Origin of the sequence: Ornithinimicrobium faecis (genome assembly GCF_023923225.1) — a bacterium.
Taxonomy (GTDB): Bacteria; Actinomycetota; Actinomycetes; order Actinomycetales; family Dermatophilaceae; genus Ornithinicoccus; species Ornithinicoccus faecis.
The window spans coordinates 4,583,166-4,600,135 of record NZ_CP099489.1 but is presented as its reverse complement, the minus strand read 5'-3'; the positions used below and the strand labels follow the sequence as shown (position 1 = coordinate 4,600,135).

Annotated in this window: 14 protein-coding genes; 5 read left to right on the top strand and 9 right to left on the bottom strand. The window is 69.7% G+C overall.

Annotated features, from left to right (window positions below; translation table 11 throughout):
• The first annotated feature begins 122 nt into the window (after positions 1 to 122).
• Positions 123 to 1,796: a S1C family serine protease gene (locus NF556_RS21215; RefSeq protein ID WP_252593387.1), complete on the top strand. Its 1,674-nt coding sequence runs from the start codon at positions 123 to 125 to the stop codon at positions 1,794 to 1,796.
• Here the strand turns inward: NF556_RS21215 and NF556_RS21210 are convergent.
• Positions 1,777 to 3,144: a glycosyltransferase family 87 protein gene (locus NF556_RS21210; RefSeq protein WP_252593385.1), complete on the bottom strand. Its 1,368-nt coding sequence runs from the start codon at positions 3,142 to 3,144 to the stop codon at positions 1,777 to 1,779. The genes NF556_RS21215 and NF556_RS21210 overlap by 20 nt on opposite strands.
• 9 nt (positions 3,145 to 3,153) lie before the next feature.
• Positions 3,154 to 5,505 (bottom strand): transglycosylase domain-containing protein, encoded by a 2,352-nt coding sequence (locus NF556_RS21205; protein ID WP_252593382.1) that lies wholly within the window; start codon positions 5,503 to 5,505, stop codon positions 3,154 to 3,156.
• Positions 5,506 to 5,716: 211 nt separating this feature from the next.
• On the opposite strand from NF556_RS21205, the gene NF556_RS21200 reads away from it, so the two are divergent.
• From NF556_RS21200 to NF556_RS21190, 3 genes are all read left to right on the top strand, one after another.
• A complete protein-coding gene (locus NF556_RS21200) occupies positions 5,717 to 6,280 on the top strand; it encodes a PadR family transcriptional regulator (RefSeq protein ID WP_252593380.1) in 564 nt (187 codons plus the stop codon).
• Between the two features lie 3 nt (positions 6,281 to 6,283).
• Entirely contained in the window at positions 6,284 to 7,363 is a 1,080-nt protein-coding gene (locus NF556_RS21195) for an inositol-3-phosphate synthase (RefSeq protein WP_252593378.1), read from the top strand.
• Positions 7,364 to 7,646: 283 nt separating this feature from the next.
• Positions 7,647 to 9,833 (top strand): cell wall-binding repeat-containing protein, encoded by a 2,187-nt coding sequence (locus NF556_RS21190; RefSeq protein ID WP_252593376.1) that lies wholly within the window; start codon positions 7,647 to 7,649, stop codon positions 9,831 to 9,833.
• On the opposite strand, the gene NF556_RS21185 is transcribed toward NF556_RS21190, so the two are convergent.
• Genes NF556_RS21185 through NF556_RS21155 form a run of 7 tightly spaced genes read right to left on the bottom strand, consistent with a single transcriptional unit; the run spans position 9,821 to position 14,541 of the window.
• Positions 9,821 to 10,351 carry a hypothetical protein gene (locus NF556_RS21185; protein ID WP_252593374.1) on the bottom strand — a complete coding sequence of 177 codons (531 nt, stop codon included), beginning with the start codon at positions 10,349 to 10,351 and terminating at the stop codon, positions 9,821 to 9,823. The two genes, NF556_RS21190 and NF556_RS21185, sit on opposite strands and share 13 nt — an antisense overlap.
• A 54-nt stretch (positions 10,352 to 10,405) precedes the next feature.
• Complete coding sequence (locus tag NF556_RS21180) at positions 10,406 to 10,651, bottom strand: hypothetical protein (RefSeq protein ID WP_252593372.1); 246 nt, start codon at positions 10,649 to 10,651, stop codon at positions 10,406 to 10,408.
• Entirely contained in the window at positions 10,639 to 11,166 is a 528-nt protein-coding gene (locus NF556_RS21175) for a hypothetical protein (protein ID WP_252593370.1), read from the bottom strand. The genes NF556_RS21180 and NF556_RS21175 overlap by 13 nt, the downstream gene beginning before the upstream one ends.
• On the bottom strand, positions 11,163 to 11,735 hold the full coding sequence (locus NF556_RS21170; protein WP_252593368.1) for a hypothetical protein: 573 nt from the start codon (positions 11,733 to 11,735) through the stop codon (positions 11,163 to 11,165). The genes NF556_RS21175 and NF556_RS21170 overlap by 4 nt, the downstream gene beginning before the upstream one ends.
• Entirely contained in the window at positions 11,732 to 12,310 is a 579-nt protein-coding gene (locus NF556_RS21165; protein WP_252593365.1) for a MauE/DoxX family redox-associated membrane protein, read from the bottom strand. The genes NF556_RS21170 and NF556_RS21165 overlap by 4 nt, the downstream gene beginning before the upstream one ends.
• On the bottom strand, positions 12,307 to 12,990 hold the full coding sequence (locus NF556_RS21160) for a hypothetical protein (protein ID WP_252593363.1): 684 nt from the start codon (positions 12,988 to 12,990) through the stop codon (positions 12,307 to 12,309). Before NF556_RS21160 ends, NF556_RS21165 begins: the two co-directional genes overlap by 4 nt.
• Positions 12,991 to 13,017: 27 nt before the next feature.
• On the bottom strand, positions 13,018 to 14,541 hold the full coding sequence (locus tag NF556_RS21155; protein ID WP_252593360.1) for a cell wall-binding repeat-containing protein: 1,524 nt from the start codon (positions 14,539 to 14,541) through the stop codon (positions 13,018 to 13,020).
• Positions 14,542 to 14,692: 151 nt separating this feature from the next.
• Here NF556_RS21155 and NF556_RS21150 point away from each other — a divergent pair, with 151 nt between their 5' ends.
• A complete protein-coding gene (locus NF556_RS21150) occupies positions 14,693 to 16,954 on the top strand; it encodes an acyltransferase family protein (RefSeq protein ID WP_252593357.1) in 2,262 nt (753 codons plus the stop codon).
• The last annotated feature ends 16 nt before the right edge of the window (positions 16,955 to 16,970 follow it).

The following is a 16,970-nucleotide window of genomic DNA, read 5'->3' as shown; positions in this document are numbered from 1 at the left end:
CGGCATACGGGAGCAGGGCAGTGCACAATGTCGGGAACTGGAACGGCGTGTGGCGCGTCACACCGCCGTCAGTGAGGCCGGATGCCATGGGGGCATCCGCTCGGGAGACCAGGAGACCCACCGTGACCCGTCGACGCAGCACCAGCCTGGCTCTGGCCGTGCCCCTTGCCATCGCCCTCACCGCCTGTGCCGGCGGGGCACCCGACACCACGTCGGTCGTGGTCCAGGAGATGAACAGCGATCACGTCGACGAGACCCTCGGTGACGACACGAGTGCGACGACCGGCCCCGACGTGGACACGACCGAGGTCGACGGGGTGGAGGTCGCCGGAGCCGGTGAGGCGGTCGACAGCTTCTCGGAGGCGCGGCCAGCCGTGGTCCAGATCATCGCCGAGGGCACCCTGCGTGACCCCGAGGTCGGGGTCACGGTCACCGCAGGATCTGGCAGCGGCTTCCTGATCAGTCCCGACGGCCTGGCCGTGACCAACAACCACGTGGTGACCGGCTCCAGCACGTTGGATGTCTACATCGGCGGCGACACCGGCACAGCCCACCACGCGACCGTCATCGGCGCCTCCGAGTGCAGCGACCTCGCCCTGATCCAGATTGACGTGGACGGCCCGCAGGCCTATCTGGAGTGGGCGGACGAGGAGGCCGAGCCCGGTCTCGACGTCTATGCCGCGGGCTTCCCGCTCGGCGACCCCGAATACACCCTGACCAAGGGCATCGTCTCCAAGGCCCGCGCCAATGGCGATGTCACCGGATCCTCCTCGATCGACCACACCATTGAGCACGACGCGACGATCCAACCGGGCAACTCCGGTGGGCCGCTGATCACCATCGACGGCGAGGTGCTGGCCGTCAACTATGCCGGGGGCTCGCTCGCCGAGGGGGCCTCCAAGCAGTTCTGGGCGATCGCCGCCAACCTGGCCGAGCCGATGGTCGAGAAACTCGCCGACGGGGACGCCGAGTCGCTGGGCATCAACGGCCGGCCGGTCTTTGACGACACCATGGCGCTGAGCGGCATCTGGGTCAGCGGCATCAAGCCGGGGACCCCGGCCTCCGACGCGGGCCTGTTGCCCGGGGACATCGTGCTCACCCTCAACGGCGTGCCGATGGCCACCGACGGCGGTTATGCCGACTACTGCGACGTCGTGCGCACCAGCGGCAGCAACACGATGAGCGTGGAGGTGCTGCGCTGGGACACCGCCGAGGTGCTGCGCGGCGAGATCAACGGCAGCGCGGAGCTGGAGCCCATCCTGTCCCTGACCGATGTGGCAGGCGGTGAGGTGCCCGAGGGCGACGAGCCCGACGGGGGCGACATGCCGACCGATACCGTCTATCAGTATGAGAAGGTCACCGACGACACCGGCGCCCTGACCATCGACGTGCCGACCCACTGGAGCGACCGGCAGACCGCCCCCAGCTATTCACCGGAGGGGCTGGCCTTCATCGGGGCCTCCGACGACCTGGACGCCTTCCGGTCGGGCCACACGCACCCAGGTCTGGTCTTCTACCTGCGGCCCTATCAGGGCAACGAGCGCGACATCCTGCACCACTACACCTACGGGGACGTGTGTGCGGAGGAGGTCACCGAGGATTTCGAGGACGCGATGTATTCCGGCGTCTATCAGATCTGGAGCTCGTGCGAGGACACCGGCGGGCTCGTGGTGAACCTGCTGCTGTCCGACAACGACCACTCGTTCACGGCCGTCATGACGACCTATGTGGCCACCGAGGACGACCTGGAGGCGCTGGACCGGGCGTTTGCCAGCTTCACGGTGTCGGCTGGGTGAGTGTCTGCTGGTTGGGCGCCTGCTGGCTGATCTCCGCACCACCACCGGCCGTATGCCGTGGGGCCGGCTCAGGTGGTCGCCTCCCCCGGGACGGGGTCAGCCAGACCATGCCGAGCACCCACGCCCACGCGCTGAGGCGCAGCAGGATCGCCAGCCCATAGGTCTCCGGTGGCAGGCCCTTGCCGGCGTCGGAGCCGAAGCCGATGTGCAGCCAGGTGGCCTCGAAGTGGATGATCTCGGCGCCCGCCCAGATGAGGTGGTCGCGCCAGCGGAGGCCGGACAGGGCCAGCAGCGGGAGCAGCCACAGACCTGACTGGACCGACAGCGACTTGGCGGTCAGGGCGACGACCAGCAGCATCACCGCGGCGACCTGCACGGTGTCGGGTCGCCCAAAACTGCGCAGGGCGAACCAGGCACCGATCGCCAGGGCCAGCACCCAACCGGCCAGGGCGATGCCGGTGGTCACCGGGGCGGGCACGGTGAGCCCGAACAGCTGGGGGAGCAGGGCCGGTGCGCCATAGCCGGGTCCGGCAGCCCACCAGCCCCGTGGCGCGGCCAGGACGCCGTCGCCGATGAACAGCAGCGCGGGCACATACAGCGCGAGCGCCCCGAGCATGGCGGCCACCACGGCGGTCGCCGCGGCGCGGGTGCGCCCATCGCGCAGGGCCACCAGCACCATCGCGAGCAGGAAGACCAGCGGGAAGGGACGCACCAGGAAGGCCAGGCCCACCAGCACCCCCGCGAGAGCCGGTCGTTCGCGGGTCCAGGCCCACCAGGCCCACATGACCAGGGCGACGCCGACCAGGTCGGTCGAGATGAGGGCCAGCACGACCAGGACCGGTGAGGCCGCAAGGTGGGCGAGGTGCCAGGGGTCGTGGGGCAGCAGGGCGATCCCAGCCAGGACCGCAGTGGCCACCAGCAGGAGAGCCAGTGCCGCCCAGAGGGCAAAGATCCACTGTTGTGCGCCGACGCCGGTCCCGGCCTGGGGTGTGATCCGCGCCAGCAGCCACATCACCAGACCGGACAGCAGCGGCTGGTCGCTGCCGGTCCCGGCATACGGGAGCTGGCGATCGGCCAGGCCGGTGGTGACGTGCAGCACGGGGAGGTCGGAATAGCAGGCTCGCCAGAACTGGTCGGGGTTGGCCCACCCCTTGACGACGCAGTGGCCCTTCTGGAAGACGCCGAGGGCCAGCATCACACCGGCGAGGGCCATCAGGCCGGCGGCCACCGCCCGCAGCCCGCGGGCGCCGGTGCGCGCGTGCCGACCGAGGGGTCCACCGATCACCCGGCTCGCGGTCGCGACCACCGGGTCGACCCGCGAGGGCGCGACATAGGGCGGTCTGGGCACGGCAGCAGGTTAGCCGGTCGCGCTGGGTCCGCCCGCTTCGCCAGGACCGCCGGACTCACCGGGGCCTCCCGGCCCGCCCTCGCCCGGTGGCCGCTGCCCCGGCGGACCGTCAGTGGGGGGACCCTGGCCCGGGTTCGTGGGGCCGGTCGGTTGCGGCGGGGTGGTCCCCGTGGGCGGTCCGGTCGGCTGCGGTGGATCCGTGGGTTGCGTCGGTGTCGGGGGCTCGGGCTCCGTGGGCGGGCCGGTCGGGGTGGGCTCGGTCGTCGGGTCCTCGGTCTCGGTGGGCTCCTCCGTGGTCGGGTCCTCGGTGGTCGGCTCCTCCGTGGTCGGGTCCTCGGTGGTGGGCTCCTCGGTGGTCGGCTCCTCCGTCTCGGTCGTGGTGTCCTCCTCGTCCTCGGTCGTGGGCGGGGCCGTCTCCTCCAGCTCGTCACCCACCCCGACCCGCTCGGGGAACTCCTCGACCGGCTCACCCTCGAGGGCGCCGCGCATGAAGTCGCCCCAGATCAGGGCGGGATAGGTGCCGCCCGTGACCTGGTCGTAGTCGCCGATGTCCTGCATCGAGACGGTGCCGTCCCCCTCATACAGGCCGACGGTCCCGGTCAGCTGCGGGACAAACCCGTTGAACCATGCCGACTTGTTGTCCTCGCTGGTGCCCGACTTGCCGGCGGCAGGTCGCCCGAGGTCACCGGCAGCGGTGCCCGATCCCTCGGTGATCACGTGCGTCATCGCCTCGGTGACGTCGGCCGTGACGTCCGGGTCGATCACCTCGTCGGTGACCGGGTCGCGCTCAAAGTCGAAGACGCCGTTGTCGCTGGTGACGCTGGTGACCAGATAGGGGTCGGCGGCCACGCCCTGCGCCGCGATCACCGAGAAGGCCGAGGACATCTCGAGCACGGTCGGGGCTGCGGGGCCCAGCACGTTGGACAGCGCGGAGTCCAGGCCGGGGGTGTCCTCGGGCAGCCCGAGCTGCTCGGCCACCTCGCGGGTGCGCTCCGGCCCGATCTCCTCGTTGAGCTGGACATAGACCGTGTTCACCGAGTTGGCGGTGGCCTGCCGCAGGTCGATGGGGCCGAACTGGGCATCCCGGAAGTTGTTCACCTCGTAGGGCTCGGACTGGCCCTCGATGGTGAACTCCATCGGGCTGGGCCCGGGGAAGACCGACTCCGTGCTGATGCCGTCCTGCACGGCGGCGATGAGCGTGAAGACCTTGAACAGGGACCCGGCCTGCAGGTGGGCGTCGGTGGCGGTGTTGAGCTGCTGCTGGCTGTAGTCGGCGCCGCCATACATCGCCGTGATCGCCCCGTCGCCGGGCCGGGTGGCGACCAGGCCGACCTGCAGGTCGTCCGGCTCCTGCGGCAGGTTGTCGTTCACCGCGCTCTCGGCGGCCTCCTGGTGCTGCTGGTCGATGGTGGTGACGATGCGCAGGCCGCTGCGGTCGATGTCCGCCTCGGCGATGCCGAGCTCGTTGACCAGCTCCGCCCGGACCTGGGTGGCGATGTAGCCCTCCGTGCCCGTGGTGGCGGTGGTGCCCTCCGGGTCCTGGATGTCCGGGAAGGTCACCGAGGCCGCGTCCTGCGCGGAGAGCCACCCCTCCTCGACCATGCCGTTGATGATGTAGTCGACGCGTGCCTCGGCGCGCTCGCGATTGCCCTCCTGATAGGCCGGGTCGAACAGCGAGGGGGCGTTGGTCACGCCGGCGAGGAAGGCCCCCTCGGCGACGCTGAGGTCGCTGACGTCCTTGCCGAAGTAGGCCTGGGCGGCGGTCTGGATGCCATACGCGCCGCGCCCGAAGTAGATGGTGTTGAAGTAGTTCTCCAGGATCTCGTCCTTGGACAGCTCGCGATCGATCTTGACCGCGATGAGCACCTCGTTGACCTTGCGGGTCACGGTGCGGTCCTGGGTCAGGAAGTAGTTCTTGACGTATTGCTGGGTGATGGTGGAGCCACCTTGCACGTCGTCCGTGGTCAGGGTGCGCCACAGGGCTCGGCCGGTCCCGGTGATCGAGACGCCCTGGTTCTCATAGAACGAGCGGTCCTCCGCGGCGAGCATCGCCTTCTGCACGTGGTCCGGGACCTCGGTCAGGGGCACGGACTCCCGGTCGTAGCCACCGGTGAACCGGGCCAGCTCGGTCTCCCCATCGGCGTAGTAGAGGATCGAGCTCTCGGACGTGGCGAACTCATTGGGCTGCGGGATGTCGGTGCGGGCATACAGGATCGCCACGGCGACCGCCCCGAGCACCAGCGCGAGCACTCCGAGGCCGAAGAGCCAGCCCAGCACCCGCTTCCAGATCGGGCGACGACGTCTGCCACGTGACCGTTGGGCATTGCGCCCACGTGCCGATCGTTGTGGTCCCTTGGCCACAGAGGCCTCCTTGCGTTAGCTGTCGATCCATACTGCACCCGACGGAGTGCCGAGGTGTGCTGCGTGGCTGCGCGCGGCGAGCCCCAAAGATGTCGTACGATATATCGGTTCGATACATCGGGACGAGCCAGGTGCTCCGTTTCCCGGCCAAACCCCGGCTCGGACCGGGTGATGCAGATTCAGATCCTGACCAGGTTCGAGGAGGTGTGGCATGACTCGGCGCTCAGACATGCTCGAGCTCGCCATCCTCGGTCTGCTGCATGACACCCCGATGCACGGTTATGAGGTCCGCAAGCAGGTCCACCGTGTGCTGGGCACCGTGCGGGCGATGTCCTACGGCACGTTGTATCCGAGGCTGCGCCTGCTGGTCGAGCGCGGGCTCATCGTTGAGCAGGACGCTTCACCCACGGGCCGTCGGGCCCGCATCACGTATGCCGTAACGCCCGCCGGTCAGGAACGGTTCCAGTCCCTGTTGACCACGGCTGGACCCAGCGCGTGGGAGGACGACGCCTTTGCCGTCCACTTCGCGTTCTTTGGCCGTGCAGACCGCGCTGTGCGGTTGCGTATCCTTGAGGGTCGGCGCGCCCGCCTGGAGGAGCGACTGGCGATGTATCGCGCCAATGGACTTGTCGACGACGACACCCTGGACGGCTATGCCGCCGAGCTTCACCGCCATGGCCTGGAGTCTGCCGAACGCGATGTGCGTTGGCTGACCGGGCTGATTGAAACCGAGCGCAGCGCGGGCCACCGCGGTGTCGCACAACACGAGGAGTAACTAATGGGAGCAGTTCGAGTCGCCATCGTGGGTGTGGGTAACTGCGCCAGCTCGTTGGTGCAGGGCGTCGAGTATTACAAGGACGCCGACCCGTCGGCCTCTGTGCCGGGCCTGATGCACGTGAAGTTCGGGGAATATCACATCAGCGACGTCGAGTTCGTGGCGGCTTTTGACGTTGACGCCAAAAAGGTCGGTTTCGACCTCGCTGAGGCGATCAACGCCAGTGAGAACAACACCATCAAGATCGCCGACGTGCCCCCCACCGGGGTGCTGGTGCAGCGCGGGCCGACCCACGACGGCATCGGCCGCTACTACCGCGAGACCATCGAGGAGTCCGACGCGGAGCCGGTGGACGTCGTGCGTGCCCTCAAGGACGCCGAGGTCGACGTGCTGGTGTCCTACCTCCCGGTCGGGTCCGAGCAGGCCGACAAGTTCTATGCCCAGTGCGCCATCGACGCCAACGTGGCCTTCGTCAACGCCCTGCCGGTCTTCATCGCCTCCGACCCGATGTGGGCGGCGAAGTTCGAGGAGGCGGGGGTCCCGATCATCGGAGACGACATCAAGTCGCAGGTTGGTGCCACCATCACCCACCGCGTGATGGCTCGCCTCTTTGAGGACCGCGGTGTCGTGCTGGACCGCACCTACCAGCTCAACGTCGGCGGCAACATGGACTTCAAGAACATGCTGGAGCGGGACCGCCTGGAGTCCAAGAAGGTGTCCAAGACCCAGGCTGTCACCTCCAACGTGAGCCACGACCTCGGTGCCCGCAACGTGCACATCGGCCCCTCGGACTATGTGCAGTGGCTGGATGACCGCAAGTGGGCCTACGTCCGCCTTGAGGGCCGTGCCTTCGGTGACGTTCCGCTCAATCTCGAGTACAAGCTCGAGGTGTGGGACTCGCCCAACTCGGCCGGCATCATTATCGACGCCCTGCGCGCAGCGAAGATTGCCAAGGACCGCGGCGTGGGTGGACCGATCATCTCGGCATCCGCGTATCTGATGAAGTCGCCGCCGGAGCAGATGCGCGACGAGGATGGCCGCGCCCAGGTGGAGGCCTTCATCCGCGGCGAGGCCGAGCGCTGACCGCGAGCACCTGAGGGCGCGTCACGATCTGCGCGACCCCGTCACGAGAACCCGCCGCCCGAAGAGGGTGGCGGGTTCTTTCGTTGCGGACTAAGAGGCACTAATGACACACGTGTTATTCCGGTGTGCACGCAATGACACCGCTGTCATTTAAGAAATTGTGACCTTCCTAACTGTCGGGTAGCGCTCAAAATTGTGTATTCTCCTAGCGCCTCATAAGTCACAACCACACCACGGATCACAGGGTGCCTGGGCCCCCGCGCCCTCTGTGAAGGGAAGTCACATGCGCCTGCGCTCTTCGCGCCATCTCGTCACGGCCAGCGTCACCGCGCTGGCCCTTGTCATGGCCGCGCCCGTTGCGCTGGCTGACCCGATCCCGGAGCCGGAGGACGACGCTCGAGGCGTGGAGCTGCACACGGACGGGCACTCCCACGACACGGATGGACAAAACGTCCTGCAGGGTCTGGGCGACCCGTTCGCCGAGGGCCTGCTGCTGCCGGACGACCCGTTCGTCGTGCCGGAGGACGACACGTCGGGGGACCCCGCACCCGGTGAGGGCGTGCGCGTCATGCCCGAGAGCCCGATGGACTGGATCGGATCGCCGCCGGACCCGGGCGAGCTGCCGGCCGAGTGGTTGACCGAGCAGCCGGCCGAGGAGATTGTCCCGTCCACGGGTGCGGCCCTGATGACGGCGGGCGACGGCTATCTCGGCGGTGGCTTCGACGCGCTCGGAGACGGCCCCGAGCTGACGGACGCGGAGATCGCTGCCGTGCCCGCACCGCCGAGCAAGACCCTTCCGCCCACCCTGGACGCGGCGCCCCCGTGGTTCTACACCTACTCCTGCGACCCCAACAACAAGCCAGGCATGGTGGCCTTCGCCAACCTGATGGCCAACCACTACGACCGGCCGACCTGGTGGGGCTCACGCAGTTGCATCGCCGGCGACAACAGCCAGCACTATGAGGGCCGGGCCGTCGACTGGCCGATGAACGCCTACAACGCAGCGGACAAGGCCATCGGCGACTCCGTCGCCCAGTGGCTCACCGCCAACAACGGTGAGATGGCCCGCCGCTTCGGTGTCCAGTCGGTCATCTGGAACCGTCAGTCCTGGTACCTCTACAAGCCGGGCTCCTGGTACCCGTACAACGGCGCCTCCCCGCACACCGACCACCTGCACATCAGCTTCAGCTGGGACGGCGCGATGGGGCGCACGTCGTGGTGGGACGGGACGCCGATCACGGCGCACGACTACGGCACCTGCCGTGTCTACCGCAATCAGTACGCCCCGCGCTACCAGGGCCTCAACGGCAGCGCCTGCTCGACGAACCTGCCTAACCCGCCGGCTGCGCCAAACCCGGTGGTCCTGCCGGGAGCCCGCAACAACTACGTCAAGACCGCCCAGCAGCACCTGGGCTTCAGCGGTGGGGACGTGGACGGGATCTTCGGCCCGATGACCCTGCAGGCCCTGCTGACCTACCAGACCAACAAGAAGCTGCCCTGGACCGGCGTCCTGGACAAGGCGACCTGGGCCAGGATGCTCAGTGGCGCACCGCCGAAGCCTGAGCCGGTGGGCGTCAAGCGCCTCGCCGGTGGCAACCGCTATGAAACGGCTGCCAAGGTGTCCGAGCTCTTCCCGACCGGCAAGCCGCTCTACATCACGGTCGGGCAGGACTATCCCGATGCGCTCGCCGCGGCGGCCCGAGCCGGCTCCAAGGATGCTCCCCTGCTGCTGGCCCAGTCGGACAACCTGCCGGCGCCCACCCGCCAGGCGATCACCCGTCTGAAGCCCTCCAGCGTGACGGTGGTCGGCGGTGGCACCGCCATCAACCCCTCGGTGGTCCAGGAGATCAAGTCCCTGACCAGTGCGCCGGTGGTCCGGGTGACCGGCGGCAACCGCTATGCGACGGCGGCCAACGTGGCCAAGACCTTCGGTCAGCGCGTGGACGTGGTCTATGTCGCGACCGGGCTGGACTATCCCGACGCGCTCGCTGGCGCCGCACGGGCCGGCTACAACAACGGTCCGGTGCTGCTGGTGCAGCCGGGCAACGTGCCCGCCGCGACGCGCGAGGCGATGAGGGCGATCAACCCCTACCGCGTGGTTGTGCTGGGCGGAAACATTGCCATCAACGGGTCCGTGGCCAACGAGCTGAAGAGCCTGACGCGGGCCAAGAACCTGCAGCGGGTCGCCGGTCCGGACCGCTACTCCACCGCCGCCGAGTTGGCCAGGTACTACCCCAACGGGCTGGACACGGTCGTCATCGCCACCGGTCGGGAGTTCCCGGACGCCCTGTCCGGTGCGGCCCGCGCCGGCGAGCAGGCCGGACCGGTCCTGCTGGTCACGGCCGACTCGGTCGGGAGCACGACCCGGGACGTGCTGCGCTATCTCACCCCGAAGCAGATCCTGATCGTCGGTGGTCAGGGTGCGGTCTCCAACAAGGTCGAGACGATCCTGAAGGACTATGTGAAATAGCGGGCGACACCGGCCCAGGCCAGCAGCGCGACGGTGACCACCGTGCCGCCGCGCTCGAGCCACCGCGTGTGGCTGGACAGGAAGCGCTGCCAGCCCGGACGCCCGAGCACGATGTATTGCAGGACCGCGAGGGACCGGGAGGCACCGAACGCGGCGCCGAGCAGCATCGCCCAGCCCAGCGGCAGGCCGGCCAGCAGGATGAAGAGCGCGGCGATATAGGACGCCGCTGAGGGCACCAGGGTGCGGAACCCGCAGCCGTATTCGACGCCGAACCGGAAGCCGCCCCGGCCCATGCCGCGGGCGAAGACCTCCTGCGGGATGAGCTGACTGCGCTGCGGCAGCCGCAGCAGGGGTTGGCGGAGGTCCATCACGAGCAGCACCAGCGCGAGGATGCCGAAGGCGAGCGCCCGCACGACCACCGGGACGGGCGAGAGCAGCCCGGAGAAGACCCCGAGCGCGGTGCTCGTGAAAGTGCCACCGACGGTGCAACCCACCAGGAAGGCGAGCCACAACCGCACCTGAAGTGATGGGCCTCGGACCGAGGCCACCAGCGCCCACGCGCTGTTGAGGCCTCAGGTGGAGCCGGACAGCGCCAGGCCAGCGGCCACCACGGCCAGCAGGGCGGGCACCGGCCACGGGATGGGCGTCGCGATCAGGTGCAGGACCCCCAGGACGATCCCGGTGAGCGCCAGCAGTCCCAGCAGCGGCAGGGGGTCGGCCGCCCAGCGACGGGCCGACGAGACCGGGGCGTCAGCGCCGGGGGTGCCCAGGGGAACGCCGCCTAGATTGCCCCCTAGATTGCCCCCTAGATTGCCCACGGGCAGATCGACTTGCTGCACGCGCCGGAGGAGCTGCAGCTCCAGCCGTCGGAGCAGCGATAGGTGTTGCCGTCGCTGAACTTCCAGTGCCAGGAGTCATAGGTGCCCTGGAAACAGTCATCGGGGCGGTGGGTGTAGTAGCCGCTCGACCCCGGCGCGTGCTTGTGCCAGCCCACCAGGTTGCCGGCGCCGTTGCGGTATTTCCAGCAGCACGACCGGGAGGTGCACATCGGTGACGGCCCGCACATGATGCCGTTCTCGGTGTGGTCCCGGGCATAGGTCGCGCACGGCCCGGTGGAGGTGTTGGTCCAGTCCTCCCAGTAGGCAGCCTGCGCCGTGTCGGCCGCCTTGTTGACCAGGAAGAGCGAGCCCAGCCCCACAGCCGCACCGGCGCCCAGGACGGACCCCATGAAGGTGCGCCGGCTCGGCTTCGGCCGCAGCCGCTTGCGCAGGTGGGTGGTGTCGGCGACCGGCAGATCGTCGAAGCTGATCTGGTGCGTGGTCTGATCGCTCATGATTGCTCCTCGGTGAGGCTGATCGAGCCCCGGGTCTGGTGGACCCAGGCAGTCAGGTCGGTGTCCTGGTCAGGCAGCGTGGCCGCGACGATGGTGCCCGCGCCGTCCAGTGCCATCAGATAGGGGGTGGCCGGGACGTGCAGCGCCTCCAGCAGCGCGCGTCCCTGGGCGACGCAGCGGCCCGTGCCGGCCAGGTTGTCCAGCGCGGGCTCGCACGACCCGGTCGAGACGGCGACCAGGGCGACGGAGCCGTCCTGCACGTCGGGGACCTGGGTCAGCCCGGTGAGAGTGATGGCGCACGACGAGCAGCCCGGTGAGACGAAGACGACGGCGGTGCGGTGGGCACCGGGCTCGACCAGGTCGGGCAGGTCACCGTGGGCGGGCAGCCGGAAACCGACCAGGTCGCGGGTGCTGCGCGGAGACCCGACGGCGGCCGCGCTCGTGGCGGTGCCGCCTCCGGCCTGGCCGCGGGTCAGCAGGGTGACCTGTCGCAGCAGCCCGGCATAACCCAGGGCCAGCAGGACGATCGCGACCCAGGCGAGCAGGACGGCGGACTGGATGAAACTCATCGGTGGCTCCCGTGGTCGTGTGCCCGGGCCGGCATCAGCTCGGCCTCCGGCACCGCGCGGGCGGCCGGCAGCAGGGCGGTGGCCAGGGCCAGCACCAGCATCGCGGCCAGCGCGACAAAGATCTCGGCGGCGGGGGCGGTGTGGACCGCCCACCCGTTGGCGGTGGTTGCCCCGGCAACGGCCAGCACAGCCAGTATGCCGCCGCGCAGGACCGCGGACTGGCTCACCGGAGCCTCGCCCAGGCCACAGGCGCACGGCACGACCTGCCCTGCGGTGACCCGCAGGACCTGCCACAGATAGAGGGCGAGGGCCAGGGAGAGTCCGGCGAGCGGCATACCGATCAGCAGGGCGGCGCCCAGGGGCGCGCCAGTGAGCGCGACGACCAGGGCAGCGGCGCCGAGCACTGCCTCGAGCGGGCCCAGCACACGGGAGACCGGGGTGTGGAGGCGCTCGGGGAGGACCTGGTGGGCGCGCAGCCCGCGTCGCAGCGCCTCCGGGGAGCGCAGGTGACTCAGCGACGCGGCGACCATGACCAGGCCGACGGCGCCGAGCAGGGCGGGGGACAGGATGCTCACGCCAGCTCCGCGGTGACCTGACCGAGGGCGGAGGCGACCGTGTCCATGTCCTCGATGGTGCCGGGGACGCCGTAGACGATGAAGGCCGGAGCCTCGAGCACCGCGTAGTGCGCGCGGTCGGACTCGGCCGACCGGCTCAGCTTGCCGCCACGGACGTCCAGCCCGGCGGTGGACGGGCGCGTGACGCCGCTGCGGGTGCGGCGGATGTCCAGCAGCGCGTGGCCCCCGGACGTCAGCTCGACCACCTGGGCGATGTCGTGGGTGCGGAAGGGCGACCACTCCACCGAGCCGCCGGGCGTCAGCACCGGGCCGGCCGGGTCCGGCGCGAACTGCACCTGGGAGAGCAGGGCGGTCAGACCCTCCAGGTCGAGGGTCGGGACGGTGAAGCCATAGACCTCGTGGTCTCCGACGGCCAACGCGAAGGCCAGCCCGGAGGCGGGGTCGCCGCCATAACGACCGTGCCGCAGCGTCAGCCCGTCGCGCAGCTGCACCTCGTGGGTCAGGGTGCTCCCGCTCGTGGCGAGATAGTGCTCCAGGTGGTGGGCCGACCCGCTGTTGATCTCCAGCTCGAGGCCGTCCTGGGACAGCACGCTGATCGCGGCGGCCGGCGGCAGGTTCGCGGCATCGGGCACGTCGAGGGCCAGGGTCTCGCCGTTGTGCAGGCGTCGTGTGGTGTGCATCTGCGTCTCTCCTCTGGGTCGCCCGGCTCAGCCGACCCGGCGACCGAGCTGGTCCAGGACGATGGAGTTGACCGAGGTGTAACCACCCAGCACGACGCCGTTGTCCGGGTTGAGTCCGGCGATGGCGTCGCCGACGGCGTTGGGCAGATTGGACGGCTGGGCCAGCAGGACCGGGTTGGCCTGCTTGCCGGCCAGGGCCGACCCGGACAGCGCGTCGGGGAAGTCCAGCCCGGTGGCCACGAAGACGCGGTCCCGGTTGCCGGGGAAGGTGTCGGCGATCAGCGCCGAGGTCTCATAGCGGTTGGCTCCAGCGATCCGGGTCACGTCGCCCGCCGTGAACTCCTCGAGCTGGTTCTGCACGCCGTTTGACACGGCCTGGGCACCGCCGAGGATCACGATGCGACCGGGCTTGAGACGCTCCAGCGCCGCCCGTGTCGCCTGCGGCAGGTGCGCGGAGTTGGCCAGCAGCAGGGGTCGACCGTTGCGGGCCGCCGAGGCGCTGCCGGACAGGGCGTCGGGATAGGTCGCGCCGCTGGCGATGTAGGCCGTGCTGATCCCGGAGGGATAGGTGTCGGCGATCGCCGCCGCGGTCTCGTAGCGGTCCGCGCCGGCCAGACGGGTGACGTCACCGCTGGTGTGCTCGGCCGCTGCCTGCAGGACGTTGTCCGAGATCGCCTTGGAGCCGCCGAGCGCGACGATGCGGCCCGGAGCGAGTCGCTGCAGCTGGGCTGTGACGGCCGCCGGGATCTTGTCGTGCTGCACGAGCAGCACCGGCGCGTCCAGCTTGCCGGCCAGGGCGGCCCCGGTGAGCGCGTCGGGGAAGGTGGTGCCGCTGGCGAGATAGACCACGCCGACACCCTGTGGATAGGCCTCGGCGATGGCCGCCGAGGTGTCATAGCGGCTCTCACCCTCGATGCGGTAGACCGAGGACGGTGCGCAGGTGTAGATCTGGACGTTGTCGACGTCCCACCACTGGCTCGCACCCTGACGAGACCGGTGCTGGAACCACGGCCCGAGCCGCCCACCCTCGTCATCGGTGGCTGCGGTGATGTCGAAGACCTTGCCCCGCCAGTCGCCGGTGTCGGCCGCAGCGTGGAGGGTCAGCGAGTTCACGTCTGCCCGGGAGTAGTTCGAGGAGCTGACATTGCCACGGGAGGTGAAGGCGAGCATGGTCTGGGCTCCCACCGGGGCGGTGGCCCAGCGGGTGAACATCCAGTCCTCCTGGTCCCCACCGTTGACCTCCGAGCGCACCGCCACCGTGCCACCGATGCCGCTGTGCACCCGGCGCCACCCGTTGTTGAAGTCGTTGTGCGGGATGCCGTTGGTGAAGCTCTCGGTGAGCAGCGTGTCGTCGCGGCTGCTGCCCTCTGGGCAGGGTGCCTGTCCGTCGAGACCACCGGTCCAGCGCGCCGCCTGGGTGCTCTCCTGCGGTGCCGTCTCCGCGGTGGGCAGCGGCGCTGTGCTTGCTGTGCTGGTGGTCAGGCTTGCCGCCACCACGATCCCGGTCAGGGCCGCGATCCCCCGTCGTGCTGTGCGCAGTGTGAGCGCCATGGCCCTGCTCCCCGTTGCCTCGGAATGTGTGCTCTCCTGGTGCCAGACGCTACCTGGTGGCGCAAAGGTTGCACGGGATGTGCAGAAAGTTTTGGGGTCACGTGGTGCGTGAGACGATATGCGCTGCCCAGACCCCCGACCCGATGCCTTCGTGCCTGCCTCCATTGACGAGAACGTGCAACAGACCCGCCAACCCCGGCCCCGGCCCGGCAGCGGGTCCTCTGGGGGGTCCCCTTTCCGCGGCGACATCGAGGGCCTGCGGGCTATCGCCGTGCTCCTGGTGCTCCTCTATCACGCCGGAGTCACGCAGCTCTCCGGTGGTTTCGTCGGCGTCGACGTCTTCTTCGTGGTCTCCGGTTTCGTCATCACCAACCAGTTGGTGCGCGAGATCGAGTCGACCGGCCGGTTGTCCCTGTGGCGGTTCTATGGCCGGCGCGCCAAGCGGCTGTTGCCCGCGGCCGGTCTGGTGCTGGTCGTCACGGCGGTCGTGGCGTGGTTGCTGGCGCCGAGGGTGCACTGGCAGAGCATCGGCGGCGACATCGTGGGGGCGGGCGCCTATGTCGTGAACTGGGTGTTCGCCGCGCGCTCGGTGGACTACCTGGCCGAGGACGTCGCCCCGTCCCCGGTCCTGCACTTCTGGTCGCTGGCCGTGGAGGAGCAGTTCTATCTGCTGTGGCCCCTGGTGATCCTGGCCCTGATCGGGCTGTGGCGGCTGCGCCAGCGCCGCTCGGCCAGCAAGCACGTGTCCGGCACCCCGCGACGAGGCCACCTGGCGCTGGGTCTGCTGCTGCTCATCGTGGTGCCGTCCCTGGTCTTCTCGATCGTCTACACCCAGTCCCACCCCAGCGAGGCCTTCTTCGTCACGCCGACCCGTCTGTGGGAGCTCGGTGTCGGTGGGCTGCTCGCGCTCGGGGCGGCACGTCTGGAGACCTGGCCACGTTTCGTCGCGGGTCTGGTGGCCTGGCTCGGGCTGGGCCTGCTGCTGACCAGTGCGTTCCTGGTGGACGCCACCACGCCCTGGCCCGGTCACTGGGCGCTGGCCCCGGTCCTGGGGACGGCGGCCGTCATCGCGGGCGGTTTCCGCGCCAAGCGCTGGGGGCCGGCGGGGCTGCTCGGGACCGCCCCCTTCGTCTGGGTCGGGGGTCTGTCCTACTCCCTCTATCTGTGGCACTGGCCGCTGCTGCGGTTCTGGGAGTGGGAGCAAGGCACCCCGACGGTGTGGGTGGGCCTGGGCATCGTCGCGGTCTCCTTTCTGCCCGCCTGGCTCGCCCACACCGTCGTGGAGTCTCCGCTCCGTTATGCGCGGGCGCTCAGCACGACACCGCGGTATGCCGTGTCCGTGGGTCTGAACTGCTCGCTCGCCGCGGTCCTGGCCGGGGTCCTGCTGATCGTGGGTGCCCTGGGTGGGTCGTCCGCCGGTGGGCAGTCCACCGGGGCGCAGTGGTCCTCGGACGATGCGGCGGTCAGCAGCGCGCCGGGGGAGGACGGGGCAGAGTCGACGGCCGGTCCCGGCGAGGACGAGGCACTGACGACGGCAGACCCGGGGGAGGACGAGCTCGACGAGCCAGCGGTCGCGGGTCTGCCGCTCCCGGAGGCTGAGCAGCCGGGCGACGAGCCCTTCTTCGACCAGATCACACCGGACCCGCTCCAGGCGACGGCCGACGTGCCCGGGCTGTATGCGTCCGGCTGCCAGATTGCGGAGGCGGACGACACCTCCGAGCCGTGCGACTTCGGAGACCTCGACAGCGACGTGGTGGTGGCCGTCGTGGGGGACTCCAAGGCGGCCCAGTGGGTGCCGGCCCTGGAGCGGATCGGGGAGGAACAGGGCTGGTTGATCCGCACCTACACCAAACAGAGTTGCTCCTTCGCGGACTCACTGCAGGACACCGCGCAGGGCGAGCCCTACACCAGTTGCCGGGCCTGGGGTCAGGACGTGCTGGACCGGCTGACGGGGGAGGAGCGACCCGACGTGGTGCTCACGTCGGGAGTGCGCAGCACCGGCCTGGTCGGTGACGAGCCTGGCGAGCCAACCGCTGAGGGGCTCACCGACGGCTACGTGCGCTATTGGCAGGCCCTGGCCGACGAGGGCGTCCCAGTCATCGCCCTGTCCGACACCCCCTCCCCGCCCATCGGCCCGGTCTATGAGTGCGTCGACGAGCACCGCGACGATCCCGCTGAGTGCTCCTGGCCGTATGCCGCGTCGCCGGGCTCGCAGGTCCTGCAGGACGCCGCGGCGCAGGTGGACGACGCGACCTTCGTCGACATGGGGCCCTGGGTGTGCCCGGGCGGTGAGTGCGTGGGTGTCTATCGCAACGTGCTGACCTATCGCCAGGGCTCACACATCACGGCGACGTTCGCTGAGGTGTTGACCGAGCCGCTCGCGGCCTATCTGACGCCCCTCGTCGAGCCCTGAGGCTCCAGAGGCCGAT

Excerpts from the sequence above, each read along its gene's own strand:
- NF556_RS21200 (WP_252593380.1), top strand. The coding sequence starts at position 5,717 with ATGACTCGGCGCTCAGACATGCTCGAGCTCGCCATCCTCGGTCTGCTG.
- NF556_RS21195 (WP_252593378.1), top strand. The coding sequence starts at position 6,284 with ATGGGAGCAGTTCGAGTCGCCATCGTGGGTGTGGGTAACTGCGCCAGC.
- NF556_RS21190 (WP_252593376.1), top strand. The coding sequence starts at position 7,647 with ATGCGCCTGCGCTCTTCGCGCCATCTCGTCACGGCCAGCGTCACCGCG.
- NF556_RS21175 (WP_252593370.1), bottom strand. The coding sequence starts at position 11,166 with ATGAGCGATCAGACCACGCACCAGATCAGCTTCGACGATCTGCCGGTC.
- NF556_RS21170 (WP_252593368.1), bottom strand. The coding sequence starts at position 11,735 with ATGAGTTTCATCCAGTCCGCCGTCCTGCTCGCCTGGGTCGCGATCGTC.
- NF556_RS21160 (WP_252593363.1), bottom strand. The coding sequence starts at position 12,990 with ATGCACACCACACGACGCCTGCACAACGGCGAGACCCTGGCCCTCGAC.
- NF556_RS21155 (WP_252593360.1), bottom strand. The coding sequence starts at position 14,541 with ATGGCGCTCACACTGCGCACAGCACGACGGGGGATCGCGGCCCTGACC.